This window comes from Streptococcus parasanguinis (assembly GCF_031582885.1).
Classification (GTDB): domain Bacteria; phylum Bacillota; class Bacilli; order Lactobacillales; family Streptococcaceae; genus Streptococcus; species Streptococcus parasanguinis_M.
The window spans coordinates 2,079,141-2,103,927 of the sequence record NZ_CP133988.1 but is presented as its reverse complement, the minus strand read 5'-3'; the positions used below and the strand labels follow the sequence as shown (position 1 = coordinate 2,103,927).

Genomic DNA, 24,787 nt, shown 5'->3' with positions numbered 1-24,787 from the left:
TCCTATGGCAAGTCATTTTCGGACAGACCGAGTAGGGATGGAAATTAAGCGGGAAGTCAACGAGATTTTACAAAAGAAAGTCCGTGACCCGCGTGTTCAAGGCGTCACCATTACGGATGTTCAAATGCTAGGTGATTTGTCTATGGCCAAAGTGTATTATTCAATTATGAGTGATTTGGCTTCAGACAATCAAAAGGCTCAGACAGGCCTTGAAAAAGCAACAGGAACCATCAAGCGTGAATTAGGTCGGAATCTGAAATTATACAAGATTCCGGATCTTACTTTTGTCAAAGACGAGTCTATCGAATACGGTAACAAGATCGATGAGATGTTACGCAATTTGAACAAAGACTAGAGAGGTTGGAAATTTTCCACGCCCAGATTGAAAGACAAAGTCTTCTTAGAAACTTTCCTTAGGTGAGTACGGACGTCAGCGAACTTCTTCGAAGTTCCATGACTAATTATTGAGCCTAAGGTCTCAATAATTCCGAGTACCTGAAACTATTAAGTTTCAGGTACTTTTCTCACGACGAAAAGTTTCAGTAGATGATTGAATCACTCTAACGAGTAACATTTCTTTTTATAGAATTTATTAGATTTATAAAAAAGAATAGTTTGTCTACAGTCTCGGGTTGGAAATTTTCCACCCTCTTTTTTTGGCTCTTAAAACGAGGAAAATAAAACAGAAGGAAAAAACGGTTTCAAAAAATAATAGAAATTTACAGAAATCTCTTGTGTGATTGGAAATTATCCTTTACAATAGGAGAGGAGTTTTATTTCTGATCTCAAATTTGGAGGAATGAACATGTCGATTAACTGGCAGGAAATTGTATTTAACTTTTTGGGAGGGCTGGGGCTCTTTCTCTATAGTATTAAAACCATGGGAGAAGGCTTGCAACAGGCTGCAGGAGATCGACTTCGCTACTATATTGATAAATATACGAGTAATCCCTTTCTAGGGGTTCTAGTAGGGATTGGGATGACTGCCTTGATTCAGTCGAGTTCAGGGGTTACAGTGATTACGGTCGGTCTGGTGAGTGCAGGACTTCTAACCCTCCGTCAAGCTATTGGTATTGTTATGGGGGCCAATATTGGAACGACTATTACCTCCTTTATCATTGGTTTTAAATTAGGAGACTACGCTCTTCCCATGCTCTTTATCGGAGCGGTTTGTCTCTTCTTTACCAAAAATCGTTTGGTTAATAATGTTGGACGAATCGTTTTTGGTGTCGGTGGTATCTTCTTTGCCCTCAACTTGATGAGTGGGGCTATGGAACCTCTTAAAGATTTGCAAGTCTTTCGTGACTATATGGTGCAGTTAAGTAAAAGTCCTATCTTGGGTGTCTTTGTTGGATCAGGCTTAACACTTTTGATTCAGGCCTCTTCTGCAACCATTGGTATCTTGCAAAATCTCTATGCTAGTCATTTGATTGACCTGAAAGGAGCCCTCCCAGTTCTCTTTGGTGATAATATCGGAACGACCATTACAGCTATCATTGCTTCCTTGGGAGCTAATATTGCGGCCAAACGTGTGGCAGGTGCCCATGTAGCCTTTAATGTTATCGGAACCATTATCTGTCTTGTCTTCCTTGTTCCGTTTACCTCTTTGATTCAATGGTTTGAAACGACTCTTCATTTATCCCCAGAAATGACCATAGCCTTTGCTCACGGAACCTTTAATATAACCAATACCATCATCCAGTTCCCATTCATTGGAGCTTTGGCATACTTTGTGACCAAGCTGATTCCTGGTGAGGACGAGGTTGTCAAATATGAACCGCTCTACTTGGATGAAAATTTGATCACTCAAGCACCTTCGATTGCTCTTGGAAATGCAAAAAAAGAGTTGCTTCATTTAGGTGGATATGCAGACAAAGCTTTTAATCTTTCTTATGATTATATTGTTCATCAAAATGAAAAAACAGCTGAAAAGGGTCATAAGACAGAAGAAGCCATCAATACCATTGATGATGATTTGACTCGCTACTTGATTCGTTTGTCGAGTGAAGCCTTGAGTCCGAGAGAAAGTGAAGTTCTCACCAATATCTTGGATTCTTCACGGGATTTGGAGCGGATTGGAGATCACGCGGAAGCCTTGATCAATCTGACCGATTATTTAATTCGTAAGAAAGTGGTCTTTTCAGAAGCGGCCTTGGCTGAATTGGAAGATATTTACAACCAAACCCATCAATTTGTAGAGGATGCCTTAAAAGCTGTTGAGAACAATGATGTGAGTCTTGCAAACCAATTGGTAGCACGTCACGAGGCAATTGAAAAGTTGGAGAAAAGACTTCGGAAAACCCATATTCGTCGTTTGAACCAAGGCGAATGTACACCTCAAGCCGGAGTAAACTTTATTGATATCATTTCTCACTATACACGTGTTGCAGACCATGCCATGAATCTCGCTGAAAAAGTACAAATCGAGCAAATTTAAGGAACGTCAAACAGAGTAAGTAGGAAGCTTACTCTGTTTTTTGTTGGATTCTATTCAAAAATAGGTCTAGACCATTTACAAATGGAAGTGAAAGCGTTATAATATGTATGAATATAAATGGAACACAGTTCCTACAATGGAAAGGACAAGACTATGTCTACATATATTAAAGCAGATCAATTTTATTATCCACATGGGGTTCGCCGCGGAGGCTATTTGGAGCTTGTTGATGGCAAGTTTGGAAAACATGTGGAAAGCTTACCAGAAGGTGCGGATGTGCTGGATTATTCTGGTTACAGCATTGCGCCTGGCCTCGTAGATACCCATATTCACGGATTTGGTGGGGTAGATGTGATGGATAATAATATCGAAGGCACTCTCCATACCATGAGTGAAGGGCTCTTGAGTACAGGGGTTACGAGCTTTTTGCCTACGACCCTTACTTCCTCTTACGAACAACTTTTGGCAGTAACGGAAAATATCGGTGCACGATACAAAGAAGCAACAGGAGCTAAGATTCGCGGGATTTATTTTGAAGGACCTTATTTTACAGAAAAATACAAGGGAGCTCAAAACCCATCTTATATGAAGGATCCAAGTATGGAAGAATTCCGGGCTTGGCAAAAAGCTGCCAATGGTCTGTTGAATAAGATTGCCCTTGCTCCTGAGCGTGAAGGTGTAGAAGACTTTGTTCGGACCATTACAGGAGAAGGGGTGACTGTTGCTTTGGGACACTCCAATGCTACTTTTGAAGAAGCTAAAAAAGCGGTAGATGCAGGTGCGAGTGTCTGGGTGCATGCCTACAATGGTATGCGTGGTTTGACGCACCGTGAACTCGGTATGGTTGGTGCTATGTATGAGTTGCCTCATACTACAGCAGAGTTGATCTGTGATGGCCATCACGTTGATCCGCTAGCGTGTGATATCCTGATGAAACAAAAAGGAAAAGAAAATGTTGCCTTGATTACGGACTGTATGACAGCTGGGGGCTTAGAAGACGGGGATTATATGCTTGGGGAATTCCCAGTCGTGGTTGCTGAAGGGACTGCTCGCTTGAAATCAACTGGTAATCTAGCTGGCTCAATCTTGAAATTGAAAGATGGATTAAAAAATGTTGTAGAGTGGGGGATTGCTAACCCTCACGAAGCAGTGATGATGGCCAGCCTCAATCCGGCAAAATCAGTCCATATTGATGATGTTTGTGGTCAAATTCGCGAAGGGTATGATGCGGACTTCATCGTTCTTGATCAAAATTTGGATCTGGTTGCGACCTATCTCGATGGGGTCAAACGTTACCAAGCTACCAATTAGATTCAAGAATTAAAGATAGAATACTTCCTCTCTAGGTCATACCTAGAGAGGTTTTTGTTTACCAATGGTAGTGCAATTTTGTGAATGCTGTCTTTTCATGCTATAATGGGAATTGAAATGTGAGGTAGCTTATGAAGGCAATTGATATACGTTTTTTATTGATGGGAATTTTTTTCTTGCTCTATGGGATTGTAAGAAAAAATATCTTTATTGTGATCGTTGGTGGGTCATTTTTACTCTATAGTTTTTATAGCAAGAAGATAGAGCCAACCAAGAAAAATATTTTTAAGCCAGAGCTCAAGCTTCGAGGGCCTAAGAAACCGAAATCGAAGAAAGGAAAGAAAAAATGAATCATTATCGTTTAAATAATGGGGTGGAGATTCCTGTATTGGGATTTGGGACGTGGAAAGCAGCGGATGGAGAAGAAGCCTATCAAGCTGTCTTAGCTGCTTTAAAAGCAGGTTACCGCCATATCGATACAGCTGCGATTTATCAGAATGAAGAGAGTGTGGGTCGGGCCATTAAAGACAGTGGTCTTGCGCGCGAAGACCTGTTTATTACCACCAAACTTTGGAATACTCATCACACCTATGAAGACGCTCAAGCTGCTTTGGAAGAGTCTCTTGAGAAACTAGGCTTGGACTATGTAGATCTTTATTTGATTCATTGGCCAAATCCAAAACCTCTTCGAGAAAATGATGCTTGGAAACAACGAAATGCTGAGGTTTGGCGGGCAATGGAAGATATGCTAGCTGCTGGCAAGGTTCGAGCTATTGGTATTAGCAATTTTCTGCCTCATCATTTGGAAGCCCTCCTTGAAACAGCTCGGGTCATTCCGTCTGTGAACCAAATTCGTCTAGCACCTGGGGTTTACCAAAGCGAAGCCATTGCAGCGAGTCGTAAGCATGGCATTTTACTAGAGGCTTGGGGACCTTTTGGCCAAGGAGAATTGTTCCAAAATGAACAAGTAAAAGAAATGGCTACTAAATATGGAAAGACGGTCGCTCAACTAGCCTTGGCTTGGAGTTTGCAAGAAGGTTTCCTTCCACTGCCAAAATCGGTTACACCTGAGCGGATTGCGAGTAATTTAAATTGCTTTGATTTTGAATTGACGGCAGATGATATGGAACTCCTTCGCCATCTTCCGGTTGAAGCAGGTGCACCAGATCCAGACACCAAGGATTTTTAAGAAAGAATATCTATTCATTAATGAAAACCGAGGACAGTTTCGTTCTCGGTTTTTAAAATCCTTTCAATGATTAAATAATTTTAAAACTCCAACAAAAACAGATGTTCTATAATACCTTCCCATACTAATTTACATTTTTCCGAACGAAAATAAATTAATAGTTAGTAACATTCGTGAATGTTACATTTGTGTTACAATTTGTTTTTTGAATGAATTTTCAGATAATTTTGCGTTATAATAGTTACTATTAAAATAAAAGGGGAGTTTCTATGAATAGACAAGAACGTTTTTCATTAAGAAAATACAAATTTGGTGTAGCCTCAGTTTTATTAGGGGCTGTTTTGGTATTTGGATCTGCACAAGCGAGTGCTGAAGAACAAGCGGCCAGCCAAACGAGTGCTGGAACACAGCTTGTAGCCACTACTCAACAGGCACCTGCTGAAGAAGAGCATTCACAAGCAACAGAAGCAAGTACAGCAGTTGCTAGTGAGAAAGTAGAAGTTGCAAAAGAAGCAACAGTTGCTGCAAAGACAACGAATGCAACAGAAGCAGCTCTTGTTGAAAAAACAGAAGCTCCGAAAGAGGCAGCTACTGTTCCAGAAACAAAACCGGAAGTAGCGGAAAAACCTGTAGAAAAAGCAACAGCAGTGGCTACTGCGACAAGTTCAGAAACAACGAATCGCCATGAGGCAGCTGAAAAACCTCAAAGCATCGAAAGTGACGAAATTATTACTGTTCCCCAAACCTGGAAGCAAGGTTATAAAGGGGAAGGGATGGTTGTCGCCGTTATCGACTCTGGCTTGGATGTGAACCACGAGGTTCTTCGGATTACCGATCCTTCAAAAGCTAAGTTTAAAAACCAAGGAGAAATCGAAGCTGCTAAGAAAGCGGCAGGAATTGATTATGGTAAATGGTACAACGACAAGGTTGTCTACGCTTATGACTACTTTGATGGTACCGACAATATCAAAGAGGCCGAAAGAGATTCTCACGGGATGCACGTTACAGGGATTGCAACAGGGAATCCTGATAAAGAAGCAGGAAACGGTGAAAAGATCTATGGTGTAGCACCAGAAGCGCAAGTTATGTTTATGCGTGTCTTTTCAGATCGTCAAAAAACAACAGGATCTGCTCTTTATGTAAAAGCAATTGATGATGCTGTAGCTCTTGGTGCAGATACTATCAACATGAGTCTTGGCTCTACGACTGGTTCTACGGTCAATGCGGATTCAGATATTGTAGATGCCATTAAACGAGCGCGCGCTAAAGGCGTATCTGTCTTAATTTCTGCAGGAAATAGCAATAGCTTTGGAAATGGTTACTCAAGACCTTCTGCTGAAAATCCAGATTATGGTTTGGTCGGAAACCCATCAACGGTAGAGGACTCCATCTCTGTTGCTTCTATCAATAATAATGTTATTACGACAGAAGTATTTGAGGTGAAAGGTCTAGAAGGCAATGCGGAAGCGGATAACGGTAAGTTTGATTACAGTAAATCTGCTGCAGATGCTGATTTTGAAAAAGGCAAAGAGTACGAATATGTGTCAGTTGGTCTTGGAAAAGAAGATGATTTCAAAGATTTGGACCTTACCGGTAAATTAGCTTTAATCCAACGTGGGGAAATTCCCTTCTCAGAAAAGATTGCGAATGCATTCCATCATGGAGCAGCAGGAGCTTTGGTCTACAATAATGTGGAAGGATCTAACCTTGGCATGGCAATTGAAGGAGATGCGAAAAAGATCCCATCTGTCTTTATTTCAAAACGCTATGGGGAAGCTCTTAAGGCAGGTTCCTACAAAATTGTCTTTAACAATACTATGGCCAACCGTCCATCTCCAGAGGCAGATCAATTATCTGATTTCTCAAGCTGGGGAGTGACAACAGATGGTCAGTTGAAACCAGATGTCACAGCACCTGGTGGGAATATCTTCTCTTCTTTAAATGACAATACCTACGGGGATATGAGTGGTACTAGTATGGCCTCACCTCATGTAGCAGGTGTGGCAGCTTTGGTCAAAGAATACCTTGTGAAGAACCATCCAGAATTGACTCCTGAACAAGTTTCTGCAACTGTGAAAGCCTTGATTATGTCTACGGCTAAACCACATGTTAACAAAGAAACCGGTGTCTATACGTCTCCACGCCAACAAGGAGCAGGGGTTGTAGACACAGCCGCAGCCGTTTCAACAGACTTGTATGTGACTGGTGAAAACAACTATCCAAGCGTTACTCTTGGTAATGTTGGAGATAGCTTTACCTTTGATGTCACAGTCCACAATATTTCAGATACCGATCGTACCTTGAAAATGTTGGTGAATACTGACACAGATGAAGTGAAGGATGGTAAATTTACCCTACGTCCACGTAAATTAACAGAAACTGCTTGGCCTGAAGTAACCGTGAAAGCACATAGTTCTGAAACAGTTACAGTGAAAGTCGACACAAGTAAATTCACAGAAGAATTAAGCAAAGAAATGCCAAATGGCTATTTCCTTGAAGGATTTGTTCGTTTTGTCGATCCAGCAGATGATGGGGATGTAGTTAGCTTGCCGTTTATGGGATTCAAGGGAGAATTCCAAAACCTTCCAGCTGTTGAAAAACCAATCTATGATTTGGTTCGCGAAGGAAAAGATGGCTTCTACTATCATGTTCCAAAAGATTTGAATATCTCCTCTAGTGCCAATGTTTCTGCGCTTGTTACCCTGCAAAATGACCTTCTCCTCACACAAGGAAAACGAGATGGTCGTCGGATTACAGTTCTTGGTATTGAAGAAAATGCGGAAGGTACACATTCTCTTCAATTAGATGAGAATGGGAATGTTCGCATTGCCATTTCGCCAAATGAAGATGGAAATAAAGACCTCGTTGAATACAAGACAGTCGCCCTTAGAAACATTGAAAACCTTCGTGCAACTGTTTATGCAGCAAGTGATACGGAACATAAAAATCCATTGTGGGAAGGAACTCCATCTGACCATCGTAAGAACTTCTTCAACGGTGACCAAAAGAACCCACGCAGCTACACATTAGCTAATACTACTTGGAATGGTATTGATGCGAATGGGAATGCAGTAGCAGATGGTCTATATGATTATGTCATTCGTTACACACCAATGGTTCCTGGTGCTGAAGAGCAATCAACGACCTTTAAGGTTCAAGTTGATACTCAAAAACCAGTGATCACATCTGGATATATTCGCTTTAAAGATGGGGCACAACAGTTTGTAGCTCGTAAAGCCAAAGATGTTGGAGACGGCGGAATCTTATCTGAAAAACTCGTTTACGTCACACCATTTGATGATAAGGGAACAATGGTCCAAACTAGTGATGATAAGAATGGGACACGTGCCCTTGAAAATTACCATGTCATTAAAGCGAATGCAGATGGTAGTTTCGATCTTCCTGAAAATATCGATAAGAAGAATATCTATTACTACGTAGAGGACTTTGCAGGGAACGTAGACTATGTTTCACTAGCTGATTTAGTTCGGGATCAAAATAGTGGCCGGATTCAAATTGCTGTTCGTGACGCTAAGACGAACAAAGATTTGGATACTATGTATGTTTACCGAATCAAAGATAGTAATGGTCAATATGTGTCAGTTGATAAGACAAAAGATATTAACTTCTTGAACTTTGGTCATTATACTGCAGAAATCTTTACGTATGATCGTACAGAAGTGAAATTTGTCAGCAGCTTGACACAAGAATTTGATTTGACAGAGGATAATAGTTTCCAAACGATCGCTTTCCTTGCCAATACTTTAGAATATGCACCAGTTAGCATCAGCTTTGATCAACCGGTTTCAAAAGCAACTACGATCGTATTAAAAGGGGCAGATGGTGAAAACTTTGTCTTGCCTGCTGAAAAATATGGTAAAAATGGCTTTGGTAAATCTGTAGCAACTGGTCAATATACCTTGGTTGCAACTCTTCCTACAGGCTATGAACTAGCTGAGGAAGCACCAGTGATCTCAGTTGTCGCAGGGCGTAACAACAATTATCGTATTGGAGTAATCTCAAAAGTGAATCTCTTGGCTGCTTTGAACAACCAAGCAGATGTTACAAAGACAGCGCAATACTTCAATGCCAGTGCGGATAAGAAGGAAGCCTATGATCAAGCTTTGCAAGCTGCCCAAGCAGCCTTGACCAACAAGGTTAGTCAAGAGCAAGTCAACCAAGCTCTAGCTAGTCTTGAAGCTGCTAGCCAAGCTTTGGATGGGAAAATTTCAAACGTTGCGGCCTTAAAAGAAGCGATGCAGGCTTACGATGCTACGACTAAAACTGGTCGTTATGCCAATGCCAAAGAAAAAGTACGTCGCGACTACGATCGTGCTTTCCAAACAGTTGCCTTGCTTGCAGTTGATCCAACTGTGAAACAAGAACAAATCAATCAAGCACTTGCTGAGCTTAGCCGTGCGGAAGGAAAATTAAATGGGAAAGCAACTGATTTTTCAAGCCTTGAAAAATACATCAAGGAAGAATTGAAGTTCCAAGAAAAGAATGCTAAATTCATCTATGCTGGAAATGAAGAAAAAGAAGCTTACCTAGCAGCCTTCAAGGATGCACAAACCATCCTTTCAAATCCAGGAGCAAGCCAACAAGATGTGAAAGATGCTTTGACAGCCTTGAAGAATGCCAAGAAAAAACTTCATGGTAAAAAACCAAAAGCTGCGAGACGTCCATAAGAAAAACAACCTTGTTTGTTAGCCTAAAATCCGTATGAAACGATTGTTTCATGCGGATTTTAATTTACAAGTCACTAAAAATCTGCTATAATACTAGTCAAGAAAGAAGGGCTTACGGCGTTTTTCTAGCGAGCTTGGGATAGTGAGAGCCAAGTAGAGCAAAGTAAGCAAGTGGCGCTTTCTCTCAGTAAAAAGCTGAGTAAAGTAAAATAAAATGAAGTAATAAATTAGGGTGGAACCGCGTTTCTGACGCCCCTAGGTCATAGACTTAGGAGCAGAGACACGGTTCTTTTTGTATCCTAAGTCGCAAGAAACTTTATGAATAAGGAGTAAAACATGTCTAAAAAATTGACTTTCCACTGCGTCAGTGGCAGAGAACTCCTTACAGTCGGACTGCCACACGCTCAGCACTAGGGTGCCTGAGCTAGACGCAGTACTAACTCGTCTTGCTTCGTAAAATCGACGAGGCAGACTCATGTCGCAAGAATTTATAAAAAGGAGAAGAAGATGTCAAAAAAACTAACCTTCCAAGAAATTATTTTGACTTTGCAACAATACTGGAATGACCAGGGTTGTATGCTCATGCAGGCTTATGATAATGAAAAAGGTGCGGGAACCATGAGTCCATATACCTTCCTTCGTGCCATTGGTCCTGAGCCATGGAATGCGGCTTATGTAGAACCATCACGTCGTCCAGCGGATGGACGTTACGGGGAAAACCCAAACCGTCTTTACCAACACCACCAATTCCAAGTGGTGATGAAACCATCACCATCAAACATCCAAGAGCTCTACCTTGAATCATTGGAAAAATTGGGGATCAATCCTTTGGAACACGATATTCGTTTCGTTGAAGATAACTGGGAAAACCCATCAACTGGTTCAGCTGGTCTTGGTTGGGAAGTTTGGCTTGATGGTATGGAAATCACTCAGTTCACCTACTTCCAACAAGTTGGTGGATTGGCAACTGGCCCAGTAACTTCTGAGGTCACTTACGGATTGGAACGTTTGGCTTCTTACATCCAAGAAGTTGATTCTGTTTACGACATCGAGTGGGCTCCAGGCGTTAAATACGGAGAAATCTTCCTTCAACCAGAATATGAACACTCAAAATACAGCTTTGAAGTTTCTGACCAAGATATGCTTCTTGAAAACTTCGAAAAATTTGAAAAAGAAGCAGGACGTGCTTTGGAATTGGGCCTTGTTCACCCAGCCTATGACTACGTTTTGAAATGTTCGCATACCTTCAACTTGCTTGATGCTCGTGGTGCTGTATCCGTTACAGAACGTGCCGGTTACATTGCCCGTATCCGTAACTTGGCCCGTGTCGTAGCCAAAACCTTCGTCGCAGAACGTAAAAAACTTGGTTACCCACTTCTCGACGAAGCCACACGCGCCAAACTCCTAGCAGAAGAGGAAGAATAACGAGAGTGTATTAGATGGGATTGGCTGATCGAGCAATCCTACAGAACCAGTTGCCGCAGTGATAAAGGTATCGTTAGAGAAACTAACGATACCAGGCAAAATTGGAGACCTTAGGCTCCAATTTTAGCAATGAAACGACGAAGTCGGTTGCTGCGTGCCAATCACATAAGGCAAACTGGAAAAAAAGATATTTTTCGGAGAAAAAACATGACAAAAAACTTATTAGTAGAACTTGGACTTGAAGAGTTGCCAGCCTACGTTGTCACACCAAGTGAAAAACAACTGGGTGAGAAAATGGCAGCCTTCTTGGATGACAACCGTCTTTCATACGAAAGCATTCAAACCTTCTCAACACCACGTCGTTTGGCAGTCCGTGTGATTGGTTTAGCTGACCAACAATCGGATTTGACTGAAGATTTTAAAGGACCTTCTAAGAAAATCGCCTTGGATGCAGATGGAAACTTCTCAAAAGCGGCTCAAGGATTCGTCCGTGGAAAAGGCTTGACGGTTGACGATATCGAATTTCGTGAAGTCAAAGGTGAAGAGTACGTTTATGTTACGAAGCACGAAGCTGGAAAACCAGCTAAAGAAGTCTTGGCTGGCGTTCCAGAAGTGCTTGCTTCATTGACCTTCCCTGTCAGCATGCACTGGGCTAACAACACATTTGAATACATTCGCCCAGTTCACACCTTGATCGTTCTTTTGGGCGACGAAGCGCTTGACCTTGATTTCTTGGATATCCACTCAGGTCGTGTGAGCCGTGGGCACCGTTTCCTTGGACATGAAGTAGAAATTACTAATGCGGATTCTTATGAAGAAGACCTTCGTACCGTTTACGTGATTGCGGATAGCAAAGAACGTGAAAACATGATTCGTGAGCAAATCAAAGCCATCGAGGCAGATCAAGGTGTTCAGGTCCAAATCGAAGAAGGACTTTTGAATGAAGTTTTGAACTTGGTCGAATACCCAACTGCCTTTATGGGAAGCTTCGACACTAAATATTTGGACGTTCCAGAAGAGGTTTTGGTGACATCAATGGAAACACACCAACGTTACTTTGTTGTACGTGACCTTGATGGTCAGCTGAAACCAAACTTCATCTCAGTTCGTAATGGGAACGCTGAGCACTTGGAAAATGTCGTTCGAGGAAATGAAAAAGTCTTGGTGGCGCGTCTCGAAGATGGTGAATTCTTCTGGCGTGAAGACCAAAAACTTAAGATTGAAGACCTCGTTGCTAAATTGGCACACGTGACTTTCCATGAAAAAATTGGTTCTCTTTCAGAACACATGGCGCGTGCTGGTGTCATTGCAGCGTCACTAGCTGAGCAAGCTGGTTTGACTGCAGAAGAAAAGGCAGCCGTCGCTCGTGCAGCTGAAATCTACAAATTTGACCTCTTGACGGGTATGGTCGGAGAGTTCGATGAATTGCAAGGAATCATGGGTGAAAAATATGCCCTCCTTGCTGGTGAGGATGCTGCGGTAGCGACAGCTATCCGTGAGCACTACCTTCCTGATTCAGCAGACGGAGCTCTTCCAGAGACTAAGGTTGGTGCTATTCTTGCCCTTGCAGATAAATTGGATACCCTCCTTTCATTCTTCTCAGTTGGCTTGATTCCATCAGGTTCCAATGACCCTTATGCGCTTCGTCGTGCAACACAAGGGATTGTTCGTATCTTGGATGCCTTTGGTTGGCATATCCCTATGGATGAGTTGATCGACAGCCTTTACGCCCTTTCATTTGATAGCCTTTCATATGACAATCAAGTAGAAGTGCTCAACTTCATCAAGGCGCGTGTGGACAAGATGATGGGACGCACACCAAAAGACATCAAAGATGCTGTTCTTGCTGGTTCAAACTTTGTCGTGGCTGATATGCTGGAAGCAGCTGAAGCTCTTTCAGAAGCTGCGAAGACCGATGGTTATAAGGCGGCTGTTGAGTCCCTCTCTCGTGCCTTTAACTTGGCAGAAAAAGCAGATGCTTCAGTAGCAGTCGATGCCAGTCTCTTTGAAAACGATCAAGAAAAAGCCCTTGCTAAAGCAATTGAAGATCTTGAATTGACTGGTTCAGCTAGCGACAAATTGGCTCAACTCTTTGCTCTTAGCCCAGTCATTGATGCTTTCTTTGACAATACCATGGTTATGGCAGAAGATGAGGCTGTTAAAAACAACCGTTTGGCCCTTCTTGCAGGCCTTGTAGCGAAAGCTAATGCTGTTGCAGCCTTCAACCAATTGAACACAAAATAAGTACCTGATGACAGGTAGAAAGTAGGTTTTATTATGACACCTGAAAAAATCGCTCGGATCAATGAGCTTGCTAAAAAGAAAAAAACAGAAGGTTTGACTCCAGAAGAAACAGTGGAACAAGCAAAACTTCGTGAAGAATACATTGAAGGTTATCGTCGTTCGGTTCGTCACCACATTGAAGGTATCAAAATTGTGGATGAAGAAGGAAATGATGTAACCCCTGAGAAACTACGCCAAGTGCAACGGGAAAAAGGTTTGCATGGCCGTAGCCTCGATGACCCTAATTCATAAGCAAAAGAGTGCTGGAAGAGACTCCAGCACTTTTTTCGATCTATAAAATTCAGAATATTCTGGACTGGATTGACCAATTTTTAAAAACATGGTATAGTAGATTGTATGAAAATTTGAAGTATACTTTTCTGAAAATGTACAGAAAAAGAATTGGAGTAATTATATGTCAAAAAAACATCATCCTGGTGAAGAAACCGAAAATGGGATGGTTCGTGGTCTGCAAAATCGGCATGTTCAGCTGATCGCTATTGCAGGAACCATCGGGACAGGACTCTTTCTTGGAGCCGGTCGTTCCCTTTCTTTGACAGGGCCCTCTATTATTTTAGTCTATATGCTGACTGGCGCCTTCATGTACTTGATGATGCGGGCAATCGGAGAAATGCTCTATATGGACCCTGATCAACACACCTTTATCAACTTTATCACCAAGTATATAGGAAAAGGTTGGGGTTATTTTTCAGGATGGTCCTATTGGGTCTCCTTGGTATTTTTGGGAATGGCAGAGATCACCGCTGTTTCCAACTATGTCCAGCTTTGGTTTCCAAATTGGCCAGCCTGGCAGATTCAAATTATCTTTTTAGCGCTCTTAAGTTGTGTAAACTTGATCGCTGTGAAGGTTTTTGGAGAGGTTGAATTCTGGTTTGGAATGATCAAGATTGTCACTATTTTAGCTTTGATCGCAACAGGGATCTTTATGGTGACGACGAATTTTGAAACACCAGCTGGACACGCTAGCTTAACCAATATTACCAGTGGTTTTCAAATGTTTCCAAATGGTTGGGTCAAGTTTGTCATGGCCTTCCAAATGGTCTTCTTTGCTTATCAAGCGATCGAATTTGTTGGAATTACTACTTCTGAAACAGCTAATCCCCGCCAAGTATTGCCAAAAGCTATTAAAGAAATTCCAATCCGGATTGTAATCTTTTATGTAGGAGCTTTGTTGGCGATTATGGCTATTTTCCCTTGGCAACAGCTTCCTGTCAATAAGTCACCGTTTGTAACAGTCTTTCAGATGGTAGGAATCAAGTGGGCAGCTGGATTGATTAATTTTGTTGTACTGACAGCTGCTGCATCTTCCTTGAATTCCACCCTCTATTCAACAGGGCGTCACTTGTACCAGATTGCAAAAGAAACACCAAACAGCAAAGTGATGAATCGTTTGAAACTGAATAGCTTATCTCGTATGGGGATTCCAAGTCGCGCGATTATTTTTTCTGCGATTGTGGTTGCTGTTTCTGCCTTTATCAATGTCTTGCCAGGTGTCTCAGATGCCTTTGCCTTGATTACGGCCTCTTCTTCTGGTGTCTACATTGCTATTTACATTTTGACTATGCTTGCCCATCTTAAGTACCGTAAATCGAAAGAATTTATGCCAGATGGTTTTGTCATGCCAGCCTATAAAGTGTTGAATCCATTGACCATTGTTTTCTTCCTCTTCGTATTCGTTTGTCTCTTCTTGCAAGAATCAACATACATTGGAGCGATTGGGGCAACCATCTGGATCATTCTTTTTGGGATTTACAGCAATTGGAAACATAATCAATAAACCGCAAGAGAGTGGGACAGAAATCGGTAATTCGTTAGAATTCGATTTCGTCGTCTCACCTCCGCACAGTTGAGTAGGGCTGTAAAAGCTGATGAAATCAGCGTAGTAGAGCCCACTCAACCACTGCGTCTTGCTCGAAAATCCAAAAATAATTGAGAGGCTAGGACTTTTGTCCCAGCCTCTTTATTATTTCAGAGCTAGTTTCCTTTTTGTAAGAAATTTCTTGGGGGATTAGAAAAAAACAGAGATGGAAGAAATTATTTTTCTTCCATCTCTGTTTTTTGTTTTTGAATAGCTTTTTTGAGCCACCAAAGTGAGCCGACTAGGATCAGGGCAGCAAGCCAAAAAATCCAAGCCTCAATAGTGGTTAGAAAAAAGTAGAGAGCGATAGCATCGACCAATAAAAGTGGGATGAGAATCTGTTTTCTTATTTTCATAAGAGTATTGTATCATAAATCCTAGAGGAAACAAGTGAAATCAAGCCTTTCTAGGTATTTTGTAGGATCCGAAAAGGGCAGATAGGATTAGTTAGTGAATTTTCTTTCAGGAGTGCATCTTGGTTCCATTTGTGGTAAAATAGTAAAGATATGAGTAAAGAATTTCATCATGTAACGGTTTTGCTTCATGAAACGATCGATATGCTGGATGTTAAGCCAGATGGGATCTATGTAGACGCCACATTGGGTGGGGCAGGCCACAGCGAATATTTGTTAACAAAATTAAATGAATCGGGCCATCTTTATGCCTTTGACCAAGATCAGCATGCAATTGAGAATGCTAAGATTCGTTTAGCACCTTTTATTGAGAAAGGCATGGTGACCTTCATTAAGGATAACTTTCGTCATTTGAAGGAACGTCTAAACGAATTGGGTGTGACTGAAATTGATGGAATCTGTTATGACCTAGGTGTCTCTAGTCCTCAGTTAGATGAACGGGAACGCGGATTTTCTTACAAGAAAGATGCGCCGTTAGACATGCGGATGAATCAAGAAGCTTCCTTGACAGCCTATGAAGTCGTTAATAGCTACGATTACCATGATCTAGTCCGTATTTTTTTCAAATATGGAGAGGACAAATTTTCCAAGCAAATTGCGCGGAAAATTGAGCAAGCACGAGCAATTAAACCGATTGAAACGACGACTGAATTAGCAGAGATTATTAAATCTGCTAAACCAGCTAAGGAGCTCAAGAAAAAGGGCCATCCTGCTAAACAGATTTTCCAAGCCATTCGTATCGAAGTCAATGATGAACTGGGAGCTGCAGATGAATCGATTCAGCAAGCCATGGATTTGTTGGCCCTCGATGGTCGTATTTCTGTGATTACCTTTCATTCGTTAGAGGATCGATTGACCAAACAATTGTTTAAAGAAGCTTCGACGGTTGAGGTTCCAAAGGGACTTCCCTTTATTCCAGATGATTTGAAACCAAAGATGGAGTTGGTCAACAGGAAACCTATTTTGCCAAGTGAAGAAGAGCTTGAGGAAAATAATCGATCCCATTCAGCAAAATTACGGGTTGCTCGAAAAATACACAAGTAAGAGGAATTGATATGGCAGCAAGAGATGAGAGAACAAGAACACAGGTATTGCAAGACCACTTTCGCCGCTTCTCTAGAGTAGAAAAGGCTTTTTATGGGTCGATTGTCTTAACAGCTGTGATTTTAGCCATTAGTATCGTCTTTATGCAGACACGAATTTTACAAGTACAGAGTGAGTTGACTGATTTGAATACGGAACTAGAAGCCAAAAAGACGGAATTGGCAGATGTTCGTCAAGAGGTCAATGAATTAACACGTTATGACCGCTTATCACAGTTGGCTAGCTCCCAAGGAATGAAGCTGCAAAAAGAAAATCGAAAAACAGTGAGTGCAAGTAGTGATGAATAAATTCAAAAAATTTTTGATCGGGTATTCGATAAAGAAACGTCGCTTGCCGGATCAGAATCGAAAACAAGTTGGGAAAAATCTCAGTGTACTGGCGATTTTCCTCTTTTTTCTCTTTCTGATTAATTTTGCAATGATTATTGGAACTGACAAAAAATTCGGTGTGACCTTATCGGATCAAGCAAAAAAAGTCCATGAGCAGACGGTTATTGTTCCTGCAAAACGTGGAACGATCTATGACCGAAATGGAGCAGTAATTGCTGAAGATGCTACGACCTATAACGTTTATGCTGTTATTGATAAAAAGTACAAATCAGCAACCGGAAAAATCCTCTATGTAGAAGAGAGCCAATTTAAAAAAGTAGCAGAAATCTTTAAGCAGTACTTAGGGATGGATGAGGATTACGTCATTCAACAGTTGTCGCAAAAGAAATTGAAACAAGTTTCTTTTGGATCGAACGGAAACGGCATTACTTATAGTAATATGACAGCTATCCGTGAGGCCATGGAAGCAGCGAAGATTGAAGGGGTTTCCTTTACAACTAGTCCAAATCGAAGCTATAAAAATGGAGTTTTCGCCTCTCAATTTATAGGTCAGGCCTCTCTTCAAGAAGATAAAGAGGGGAATAAAACTCTGAAGGGGCAATCAGGGATGGAGAAATCCCTCGATCGTATTCTCGCTGGTCAAAATGGGGTTATCACCTATGACAAAGACCGAAACGGCAATATCGTTCCTGGTTCAGATAAGGTTTCTGTCAAAACAGAAGATGGAAAAGATGTCTATACGACCATTTCAGCAGAATTACAAACCTACCTTGAGACGCGAATGGATGTTTTCCAAGAAAAAGTAAAAGGAAAGTATGTTAGTGCGACTCTTGTGAGTGCAAAAACTGGAGAAATCCTGGCTACAACGCAACGTCCATCCTATAATGCGGATACCAAACAAGGGTTGGATCTGAAAAACTTGAAAACCTGGAATACCATCCTTTATCAAGATCAATATGAACCGGGTTCAACGATGAAGGTCATGTTATTAGCTTCGGCGATTGATCATGGAACTTTCCCAGCCTATAATGAAGGATACTACAATAACGAACTACAAGTAAAAGATGCGACGATCCGTGACTGGGATGTCAATATGGGGCTGTCTGAAGGTCGCTATATGAATATCGCACAGGGCTTTGCTTACTCAAGTAACGTGGGGATGACTCGCTTGGAGCAAAAGATGGGAAATGCTGTCTGGATGGACTACCTAACCCGCTTTAAATTCGGTCTTCCGACCCGTTTTGGAATGGGAAATGAAGCTTACGGGGGTCTTCCAGGGGATAACTATGTCAGTCAGGCACAATCTGCCTTTGGTCAAGGGATTTCCGTCAGTCAAACCCAAATGTTACAGGCCTTTAGCGCCATCGCTAATGATGGGCAAATGTTAGAGCCGAAATTTATTAGTGCTATTTACGATAAAAAATCAGACACAGCCCGCAAATCAAAAAAAGAAGTTGTTGGAAAACCAGTTTCAGGATCAGCTGCGCAACAGACACGGAACTATATGATCACCGTCGGAACAGATCCAGAGTATGGAACCTTGTACAGCGATGGACCCATCATTCAGGTACCCGGTCAAAACGTTGCGGTGAAATCAGGGACTGCCCAAATTGCGACAGATCAAGGATACTTACAAGGAGAAAATGATTATATCAACTCGGTTGTAGCCATGACACCTGCAGAAGATCCTGAATTCATCATGTATGTGACGGTCCAACAACCAGAAGTGAAATTCTCAGCGACCAGCTGGGAAGAGCTGGTCAATCCTATTTTGGAAGATGCAGTTGCTTTAAAAGACGAATTGCATTTGACATCAGAGGCACCAACGTTGGATGGTGTGACCAAAGAAACGACCTACAAAATCCCTTCAGTAGAAACTCTCTCTAAGGAGTTGAATCTGAAACAAAATTTGAGCCCAGGTGCTTATTCAGAGGAATTGCGTCGCAATTTGGTGCAACCAATTGTCCTAGGAACCGGGAAAAATATCCGCAAAATGTCTGTGGATATAGGCTCTAAAGTCAAAGCCAATCAGCAAGTATTGTTATTGACAGAAGACTTTGATGCGGTTCCAGATATGTATGGTTGGACTAAGAAAAATGCAGACATCTTTGGAGAATGGACTGGAATTGAGATTACCTATAAAGGTAGTGGAAAGAAAGTAACTAAACAAAGTGTCAAAATGAACACCTCACTCAATAAAACTAAAAAGATTACGTTAACATTAGGAGACTAAGATGTATATTGCTACGATCCTTGTATCGTTTCTATTAACAGTGGCTGCTATTCCAGCCTTTATTCGATTTTACCATCGTGCTCATATTTCTGGGCAACAAATGCACGAAGATGTGAAACAACACAAAGCGAAAGCTGGCACTCCGACAATGGGTGGAGTTGTATTTCTCATTACAGCCGTTCTAGTTAGTTTTGTCGTTACCGTATTGACTGGAAATTTCACGCGCCCTGTTCAACTGATTCTATTTATCTTGATTCTTTATGGAATTGTTGGATTTTTGGATGACTTTTTAAAAGTTTTTCGTAAGATTAATGAAGGTCTTAACCCAAAACAAAAATTGGCCCTTCAACTTGTTGGTGGAATCATCTTCTATATTTTTTCTGAACGCCACGGTGCAGGAAGCCTTTTGAATGTTTTCGGATATGAACTTTACTTGGGCCATTTCTACATTCTCTTTGCTTTATTTTGGTTGGTTGGTTTCTCAAATGCTGTCAATTTGACAGATGGGATCGATGGATTAGCCAGCATCTCCGTTGCCATTAGCCTGAGTGCCTATTCCTTTATTGCCTATATGCAAGGGAAATGGGACATTCTCTTTGTCACCTTGAGTATGATTGGGGCCTTGCTTGGATTCTTTGTCTTCAACCACAAGCCGGCTAAAATCTTTATGGGAGATGTCGGTAGTCTAGCTCTTGGAGGGATGCTTGCAGCCTTGTCAATGGCTTTGCATGTCGAGTGGACGTTGCTCTTGATTGGTCTGGTCTATGTCATTGAAACAGGTTCAGTGATGCTACAAGTGACCTATTTCAAATGGACCAAGAAACGCTACGGGGAAGGACGTCGGATTTTCCGAATGACTCCTTTCCACCATCATTTAGAACTGGGTGGCCTTTCTGGCAATGGGCAAAACTGGTCAGAATGGAAAGTGGATGCCTTTATGTGGTCCATTGCCTTGGTGACAAGTGTCGTGACTCTAGTCCTTCTCTACCTATAAAACGACGGTGGGCTTGCCCATCGTTTTTTTGCTGACTCAGAGAGACTTCGCTGGTTAGGAAAAATGACCCATAAGAGAGGCAAGAAGACAGCTTTTCTGATATAATAATAGAGATCATGAAAGGAACTGAGAAAATGAAATTTACAGAGTTTAATTTTAAGCCCTATATTCAAGAGGCACTGAAAGAAATCAATTTTAGAGAAGCAACCGAAGTACAGGAAAAACTAATTCCGATTGTCCTAGCTGGAAATGATTTGGTAGGAGAGTCAAAGACAGGTTCTGGGAAAACCCATACTTTCCTCTTGCCGATTTTTCAAACCTTAAATGAAGACAGCCAACAAGTAGAAGCGGTCATCACGGCTCCTAGTCGGGAGTTGGCGACGCAAATTTACCAAGCTGCTCGTCAAATCGCTAGTCATTCTGAAAAAGAGATTCGGATTGTAAATTATGTTGGAGGAACGGATAAAAGCCGTCAGATTGAAAAACTGCAGGTCAAACAACCACATATCGTGATTGGAACTCCAGGCCGGATTTATGATCTGGTTGCATCGGGTGATCTGGCTATTCATAAGGCCCATACTTTTGTGGTGGATGAGGCAGATATGACACTGGACATGGGATTCTTGTCTACTGTGGATAAGATTGCTTCAAGTCTTCCGCAACAACTGCAATTTTTAGTTTTTTCAGCCACCATTCCGCAAAAATTGCAGCCTTTCTTGAAAAAATATCTCTCAAACCCAGTCATGGAGCAGATTAAGACCAAGACGGTGATTTCAGATACCATCGATAATTGGCTGGTTTCCACCAAGGGTCGGGATAAAAATGAGCAAATTTACCAATTGACCAAGACCTTGCAACCTTATTTGGCCATGATTTTCGTTAATACCAAAACGAGAGCAGATGATCTCCATGCCTATTTGGTGGCTCAGGGATTGAAAGTGGCAAAGATTCACGGAGATATCCCACCACGTGAACGGAAACGGATCATGAATCAGGTTAAAAATCTTGATTTTGAGTATATTGTGGCCACAGATTTAGCGGCTCGTGGAATTGATATCGAAGGGGTGAGTCATGTCATCAACGATGCTATTCCACAAGATCTTTCTTTCTTTGTCCACCGTGTCGGTCGGACAGGGCGCAATGGTCTACCAGGTGTCGCTATTACTCTTTATCAACCGAGTGATGATTCAGATATCCGTGAACTAGAAAAAATGGGAATTCGTTTCGTACCGAAAGTGTTGAAAAATGGGGTTATTGAAGATACTTATGATCGGGACAGACGAGCGAATCGTGAGAAAAAGCAAGAGAAACTCGACATTGAAATGATTGGTCTGGTGAAGAAGAAAAAGAAAAAAATCAAACCAGGCTACAAGAAAAAAATCAAATGGGCAGTTGATGAAAAGCGGAGAAAAGCTAAGCGAGCTGAAAACCGTGCGCGTGGCCGGGCGGAACGAAAGGCCAAACGCCAAACTTTCTAACCCCTTCTTTCAAATGTTCAGAAGAAAACATAGATTTTCTTTAGGAACTCCATAAAGAAAAACTATTAGGAACTTGTCTAAAATTATGATAGACTAAATTTGAGTAGTCTATCATTTTTCTATTTCTGTAGCAATTTTTGGAATTCCGATAGTGAATATGATAGAATGTTTATGTTCGAGAAAGGAAGTAACAAAAATGTTTACAACTAATCTTTTAGCTGCCAACTGGTATGCTGACTTTTTAAAACACGTTCCAGATAGCAAGCTGTTTAGTTTGAGAGCCGTATTGGATGCATTTCCGGCAGTCATAGGAAAATTGCCTGTGACGATTTTATTAGCCCTAGGAGGCGCATTTTTTGGGATTGTTTTTGCTATGATTTTTGCTCTGGTCAAAATTAATCGTGTACGAATTCTTTACCCGATTCAAGCTGTTTTTGTCAGTTTTTTACGTGGGACTCCTTTGTTGGTTCAGCTGATGTTGACTTATTATGGGATTCCTCTTATTTTAAAAGCGATCAATCAGTCTTATGGAACAGCTTTTAACATTAATGCTATTCCAGCTGAGCTGTTCGCAATTGTGGCTCTTGCCTTTAATGAGGCGGCTTATGCGAGTGAGACCATCCGGGCAGCTATTTTATCAGTGGACCCTGGTGAAATTGAGGCAGCACGTAGTCTTGGGATGACCAACCGTCAAGTTTATCGACGGATTATTATTCCCAATGCAGCAGTCGTTGCAACTCCAACCTTAATCAATTCTCTCATTGGCTTGACCAAGGGGACCTCGCTAGCCTTTAGTGCCAGTGTGGTTGAAATTTTTGCCCAAGCACGGATTGTTGGGGGGAGCGATTTGAAGTACTTTGAACGCTTTATCACGGTATCGATTGTTTACTGGATTGTGAACATTCTCATTGAAATACTAGGCCGTCACATTGAACGTCGACTGGATATTGAGACTCCCGTAGCAATTGATTTACCAGATCAGGAGGTCCGGATCTAATGATTTATATTTCAGAATTATCAAAGACATTTTCAGGTCAAAAGGTTTTAAATAATCTAAGTTTGGAAATTCAAAAAGGGGAAGTCGTGGCCTTAATCGGGTCTTCGGGAGCTGGTAAATCAACCTTCTTACGCAGTTTAAACTATTTGGAAGCTCCAGACAGTGGTAGAATTAAGATTGATGATTTCGAAGTTGATTTTGAGCACATTACCCAAGATCAAATCTTAACCTTAAGAAGAAAATTGGCCATGGTGTTCCAACAGTTTAATTTATTTGGTAGAAAAACAGCCCTTGAAAATGTGAAAGAAGGGCTCATTGTTGTGAAGGGCTTATCCGATCAAGAAGCAACGAAAATTGCTCGAGAAGAACTGGCAAAAGTCGGCTTATCGGATCGTGAAAATCACTATCCTCGTCACCTCTCAGGTGGACAAAAACAACGGGTTGCTTTGGCTCGTGCCTTGGCCATGAAACCAGAGGTTCTTTTGCTGGATGAACCGACTTCAGCCTTGGATCCAGAATTGGTTGGAGAAGTTGAAAAATCCATTGCCAATGCGGCAAAATCGGGACAAACCATGGTACTGGTCAGCCATGATATGTCTTTTGTAGCGCAAGTAGCAGATAAGGTCCTATTTTTGGATAAAGGACGGATTATTGAATCTGGAACACCAGAGGAAATCATGCAACATCCAAAAGAAGAACGGACAAAAGAATTCTTTGCTAGTTACAAACGGACCTATGTTTGATATAATAGAGAAGAGGTAAGACTCAGCTGGCGATGCTAGCTGGGTTTGTTTTCTGAAAATGTAAAAATATTTGGAGTCGTGATGTTAAATAAATTATTGTCCTTATATTTACAAAGTTTAGTGACGACAACGATTTTAGTTGGGATCGCTTCTTGTATTTGGATTGGCTACCGTGCCCTTAAGAAGAAAGATAAAACAGCCAAGCAACGACAAGCCCATTTGTATGATATCCTCTTAATTGATATCATGACGATTCCTATTTTAACCTTTGCGGTCATAGGGATTTTGTTTATCTTTCAAGCACGATAATTGCAAAAAGACCGTGTTAGAATTATAATGGTTACAACAAAACAGAAAGAGGTTGAGTATGTTTGATACAGTGATTATTGGAGCGGGTCCTGCAGGGATGACTGCTGCCCTTTATGCAGCACGAAGCAATTTAAAGGTCGCATTGATTGAGAGAGGAATTCCAGGCGGTCAAATGAACAATACGTCTGACATTGAAAACTATCCTGGCTATGCGAATATTAGTGGCCCAGACTTGGCTGAAAAAATGTTTGAGCCTTTAGAAAATCTTGGTGTGGAACATTTGTTTGGACAGGTAGAGCGCATCGAAGACCATGGAGCAACCAAAAAGATTGTCACAGATGATGGGGAATTTGAAGCTAAAACCGTGGTGATTGCAACAGGGTCTAACCACCGTTCATTGAATGTCCCTGGTGAAGAGGAGCTAAATAGTAGAGGGGTTTCCTACTGTGCTGTTTGTGATGGAGCTTTCTTTAGAGACGAGGATCTCTTGGTCGTTGGTGGAGGTGATTCTGCGGTAGAAGAAGCTGTTTTTTTGACTCAGTTTGCAAAAACAGTGACCATTGCCCATCGTCGTGATCAATTGCGTGCTCAAAAAGTTCTTCAAGATCGTGCCTTTGCCAATGATAAAATTCACTTTGCTTGGAATACAGTTGTTGAAGAAATTAAGGGTGAACAAAAAGTAACGTCTGTCCTTTTAAAAGATGTGAAGACAGGAGAGGTTAGAGAGCAAGCCTTCGGTGGTGTCTTTATCTATGTCGGTTTAGATCCTGTCAGTGAATTTGCGACAGAACTTGGTATTTTAGATGAAAATGGCTGGGTGGTCACGGATGATCATATGAGAACCACAGTCCCAGGTATTTTTGCAGTTGGCGATGTTCGTCAAAAAGATTTGCGTCAAGTGACGACAGCCGTCGGAGACGGTGCGATTGCTGGCCAAGAAGTTTATAAATATATCACAGAAAACTTTTAATCCAA

At 41.5% G+C, this 24,787-nt stretch carries 20 protein-coding genes; 19 read left to right on the top strand and 1 reads right to left on the bottom strand.

Translation table 11 applies throughout. The features are described 5' to 3' along the window. The first annotated feature begins 4 nt into the window (after positions 1–4). The 10 genes from rbfA to RDV49_RS10155 all read left to right on the top strand — a co-directional run bounded on the left by rbfA (position 5) and on the right by RDV49_RS10155 (position 15,131). Complete coding sequence (gene rbfA / locus RDV49_RS10200) at positions 5–355, top strand: 30S ribosome-binding factor RbfA (RefSeq protein ID WP_003003976.1); 351 nt, start codon at positions 5–7, stop codon at positions 353–355. Positions 356–805: 450 nt separating this feature from the next. Further along, a complete protein-coding gene (locus RDV49_RS10195) occupies positions 806–2,437 on the top strand; it encodes a Na/Pi cotransporter family protein (protein ID WP_037608308.1) in 1,632 nt (543 codons plus the stop codon). Between the two features lie 153 nt (positions 2,438–2,590). Beyond that, positions 2,591–3,748, top strand: coding sequence for an N-acetylglucosamine-6-phosphate deacetylase (gene nagA / locus RDV49_RS10190; protein WP_037608475.1), 1,158 nt, complete (start codon positions 2,591–2,593; stop codon positions 3,746–3,748). A 131-nt stretch (positions 3,749–3,879) separates the two neighbouring features. Beyond that, a complete protein-coding gene (locus tag RDV49_RS10185) occupies positions 3,880–4,098 on the top strand; it encodes a hypothetical protein (RefSeq protein WP_003010391.1) in 219 nt (72 codons plus the stop codon). Next, the gene (locus RDV49_RS10180; protein WP_003010389.1) at positions 4,095–4,937 is read left to right on the top strand and encodes an aldo/keto reductase; all 843 of its coding nucleotides are present in this window, start codon (positions 4,095–4,097) and stop codon (positions 4,935–4,937) included. The genes RDV49_RS10185 and RDV49_RS10180 overlap by 4 nt, the downstream gene beginning before the upstream one ends. Positions 4,938–5,206: 269 nt before the next feature. Then, a complete protein-coding gene (locus RDV49_RS10175) occupies positions 5,207–9,625 on the top strand; it encodes a S8 family serine peptidase (RefSeq protein WP_003010387.1) in 4,419 nt (1,472 codons plus the stop codon). A 507-nt stretch (positions 9,626–10,132) separates the two neighbouring features. Then, positions 10,133–11,050, top strand: a complete 918-nt coding sequence (gene glyQ / locus RDV49_RS10170; protein WP_002886077.1) for a glycine--tRNA ligase subunit alpha — start codon at positions 10,133–10,135, stop codon at positions 11,048–11,050. Positions 11,051–11,257: 207 nt separating this feature from the next. Further along, positions 11,258–13,294, top strand: coding sequence for a glycine--tRNA ligase subunit beta (gene glyS / locus RDV49_RS10165; RefSeq protein WP_037608306.1), 2,037 nt, complete (start codon positions 11,258–11,260; stop codon positions 13,292–13,294). Between the two features lie 33 nt (positions 13,295–13,327). Continuing rightward, positions 13,328–13,585, top strand: coding sequence for a DUF896 family protein (locus RDV49_RS10160; RefSeq protein WP_003010384.1), 258 nt, complete (start codon positions 13,328–13,330; stop codon positions 13,583–13,585). Positions 13,586–13,748: 163 nt separating this feature from the next. Continuing rightward, on the top strand, positions 13,749–15,131 hold the full coding sequence (locus RDV49_RS10155; RefSeq protein ID WP_003010381.1) for an amino acid permease: 1,383 nt from the start codon (positions 13,749–13,751) through the stop codon (positions 15,129–15,131). A 257-nt stretch (positions 15,132–15,388) separates the two neighbouring features. Here the strand turns inward: RDV49_RS10155 and RDV49_RS10150 are convergent, their stop codons facing one another. After that, complete coding sequence (locus tag RDV49_RS10150; protein ID WP_003010379.1) at positions 15,389–15,568, bottom strand: hypothetical protein; 180 nt, start codon at positions 15,566–15,568, stop codon at positions 15,389–15,391. A 150-nt stretch (positions 15,569–15,718) separates the two neighbouring features. On the opposite strand from RDV49_RS10150, the gene rsmH reads away from it, so the two are divergent. The 9 genes from rsmH (at position 15,719) to trxB (ending at position 24,782) form a co-directional block, all read left to right on the top strand. Continuing rightward, a complete protein-coding gene (rsmH, locus tag RDV49_RS10145; protein ID WP_003010377.1) occupies positions 15,719–16,669 on the top strand; it encodes a 16S rRNA (cytosine(1402)-N(4))-methyltransferase RsmH in 951 nt (316 codons plus the stop codon). An 11-nt stretch (positions 16,670–16,680) separates the two neighbouring features. Next, on the top strand, positions 16,681–17,016 hold the full coding sequence (gene ftsL / locus RDV49_RS10140; RefSeq protein ID WP_003010374.1) for a cell division protein FtsL: 336 nt from the start codon (positions 16,681–16,683) through the stop codon (positions 17,014–17,016). Next, positions 17,009–19,291, top strand: a complete 2,283-nt coding sequence (gene pbp2x / locus RDV49_RS10135) for a penicillin-binding protein PBP2X (RefSeq protein WP_003010373.1) — start codon at positions 17,009–17,011, stop codon at positions 19,289–19,291. The genes ftsL and pbp2x overlap by 8 nt, the downstream gene beginning before the upstream one ends. Before the next feature lies 1 nt (position 19,292). Further along, positions 19,293–20,285: a phospho-N-acetylmuramoyl-pentapeptide-transferase gene (gene mraY / locus RDV49_RS10130; RefSeq protein WP_003010371.1), complete on the top strand. Its 993-nt coding sequence runs from the start codon at positions 19,293–19,295 to the stop codon at positions 20,283–20,285. 134 nt (positions 20,286–20,419) lie between these two features. Beyond that, complete coding sequence (locus tag RDV49_RS10125) at positions 20,420–21,763, top strand: DEAD/DEAH box helicase (protein WP_037608303.1); 1,344 nt, start codon at positions 20,420–20,422, stop codon at positions 21,761–21,763. Between the two features lie 196 nt (positions 21,764–21,959). Then, positions 21,960–22,760: an amino acid ABC transporter permease gene (locus RDV49_RS10120; protein WP_003010368.1), complete on the top strand. Its 801-nt coding sequence runs from the start codon at positions 21,960–21,962 to the stop codon at positions 22,758–22,760. Next, positions 22,760–23,503, top strand: coding sequence for an amino acid ABC transporter ATP-binding protein (locus RDV49_RS10115; protein ID WP_003003991.1), 744 nt, complete (start codon positions 22,760–22,762; stop codon positions 23,501–23,503). The genes RDV49_RS10120 and RDV49_RS10115 overlap by 1 nt, the downstream gene beginning before the upstream one ends. A gap of 81 nt (positions 23,504–23,584) precedes the next feature. Then, positions 23,585–23,812 carry a DUF4059 family protein gene (locus RDV49_RS10110; RefSeq protein ID WP_003003995.1) on the top strand — a complete coding sequence of 76 codons (228 nt, stop codon included), beginning with the start codon at positions 23,585–23,587 and terminating at the stop codon, positions 23,810–23,812. A 58-nt stretch (positions 23,813–23,870) separates the two neighbouring features. Beyond that, positions 23,871–24,782 carry a thioredoxin-disulfide reductase gene (gene trxB / locus RDV49_RS10105; RefSeq protein ID WP_003010366.1) on the top strand — a complete coding sequence of 304 codons (912 nt, stop codon included), beginning with the start codon at positions 23,871–23,873 and terminating at the stop codon, positions 24,780–24,782. The last annotated feature ends 5 nt before the right edge of the window (positions 24,783–24,787 follow it).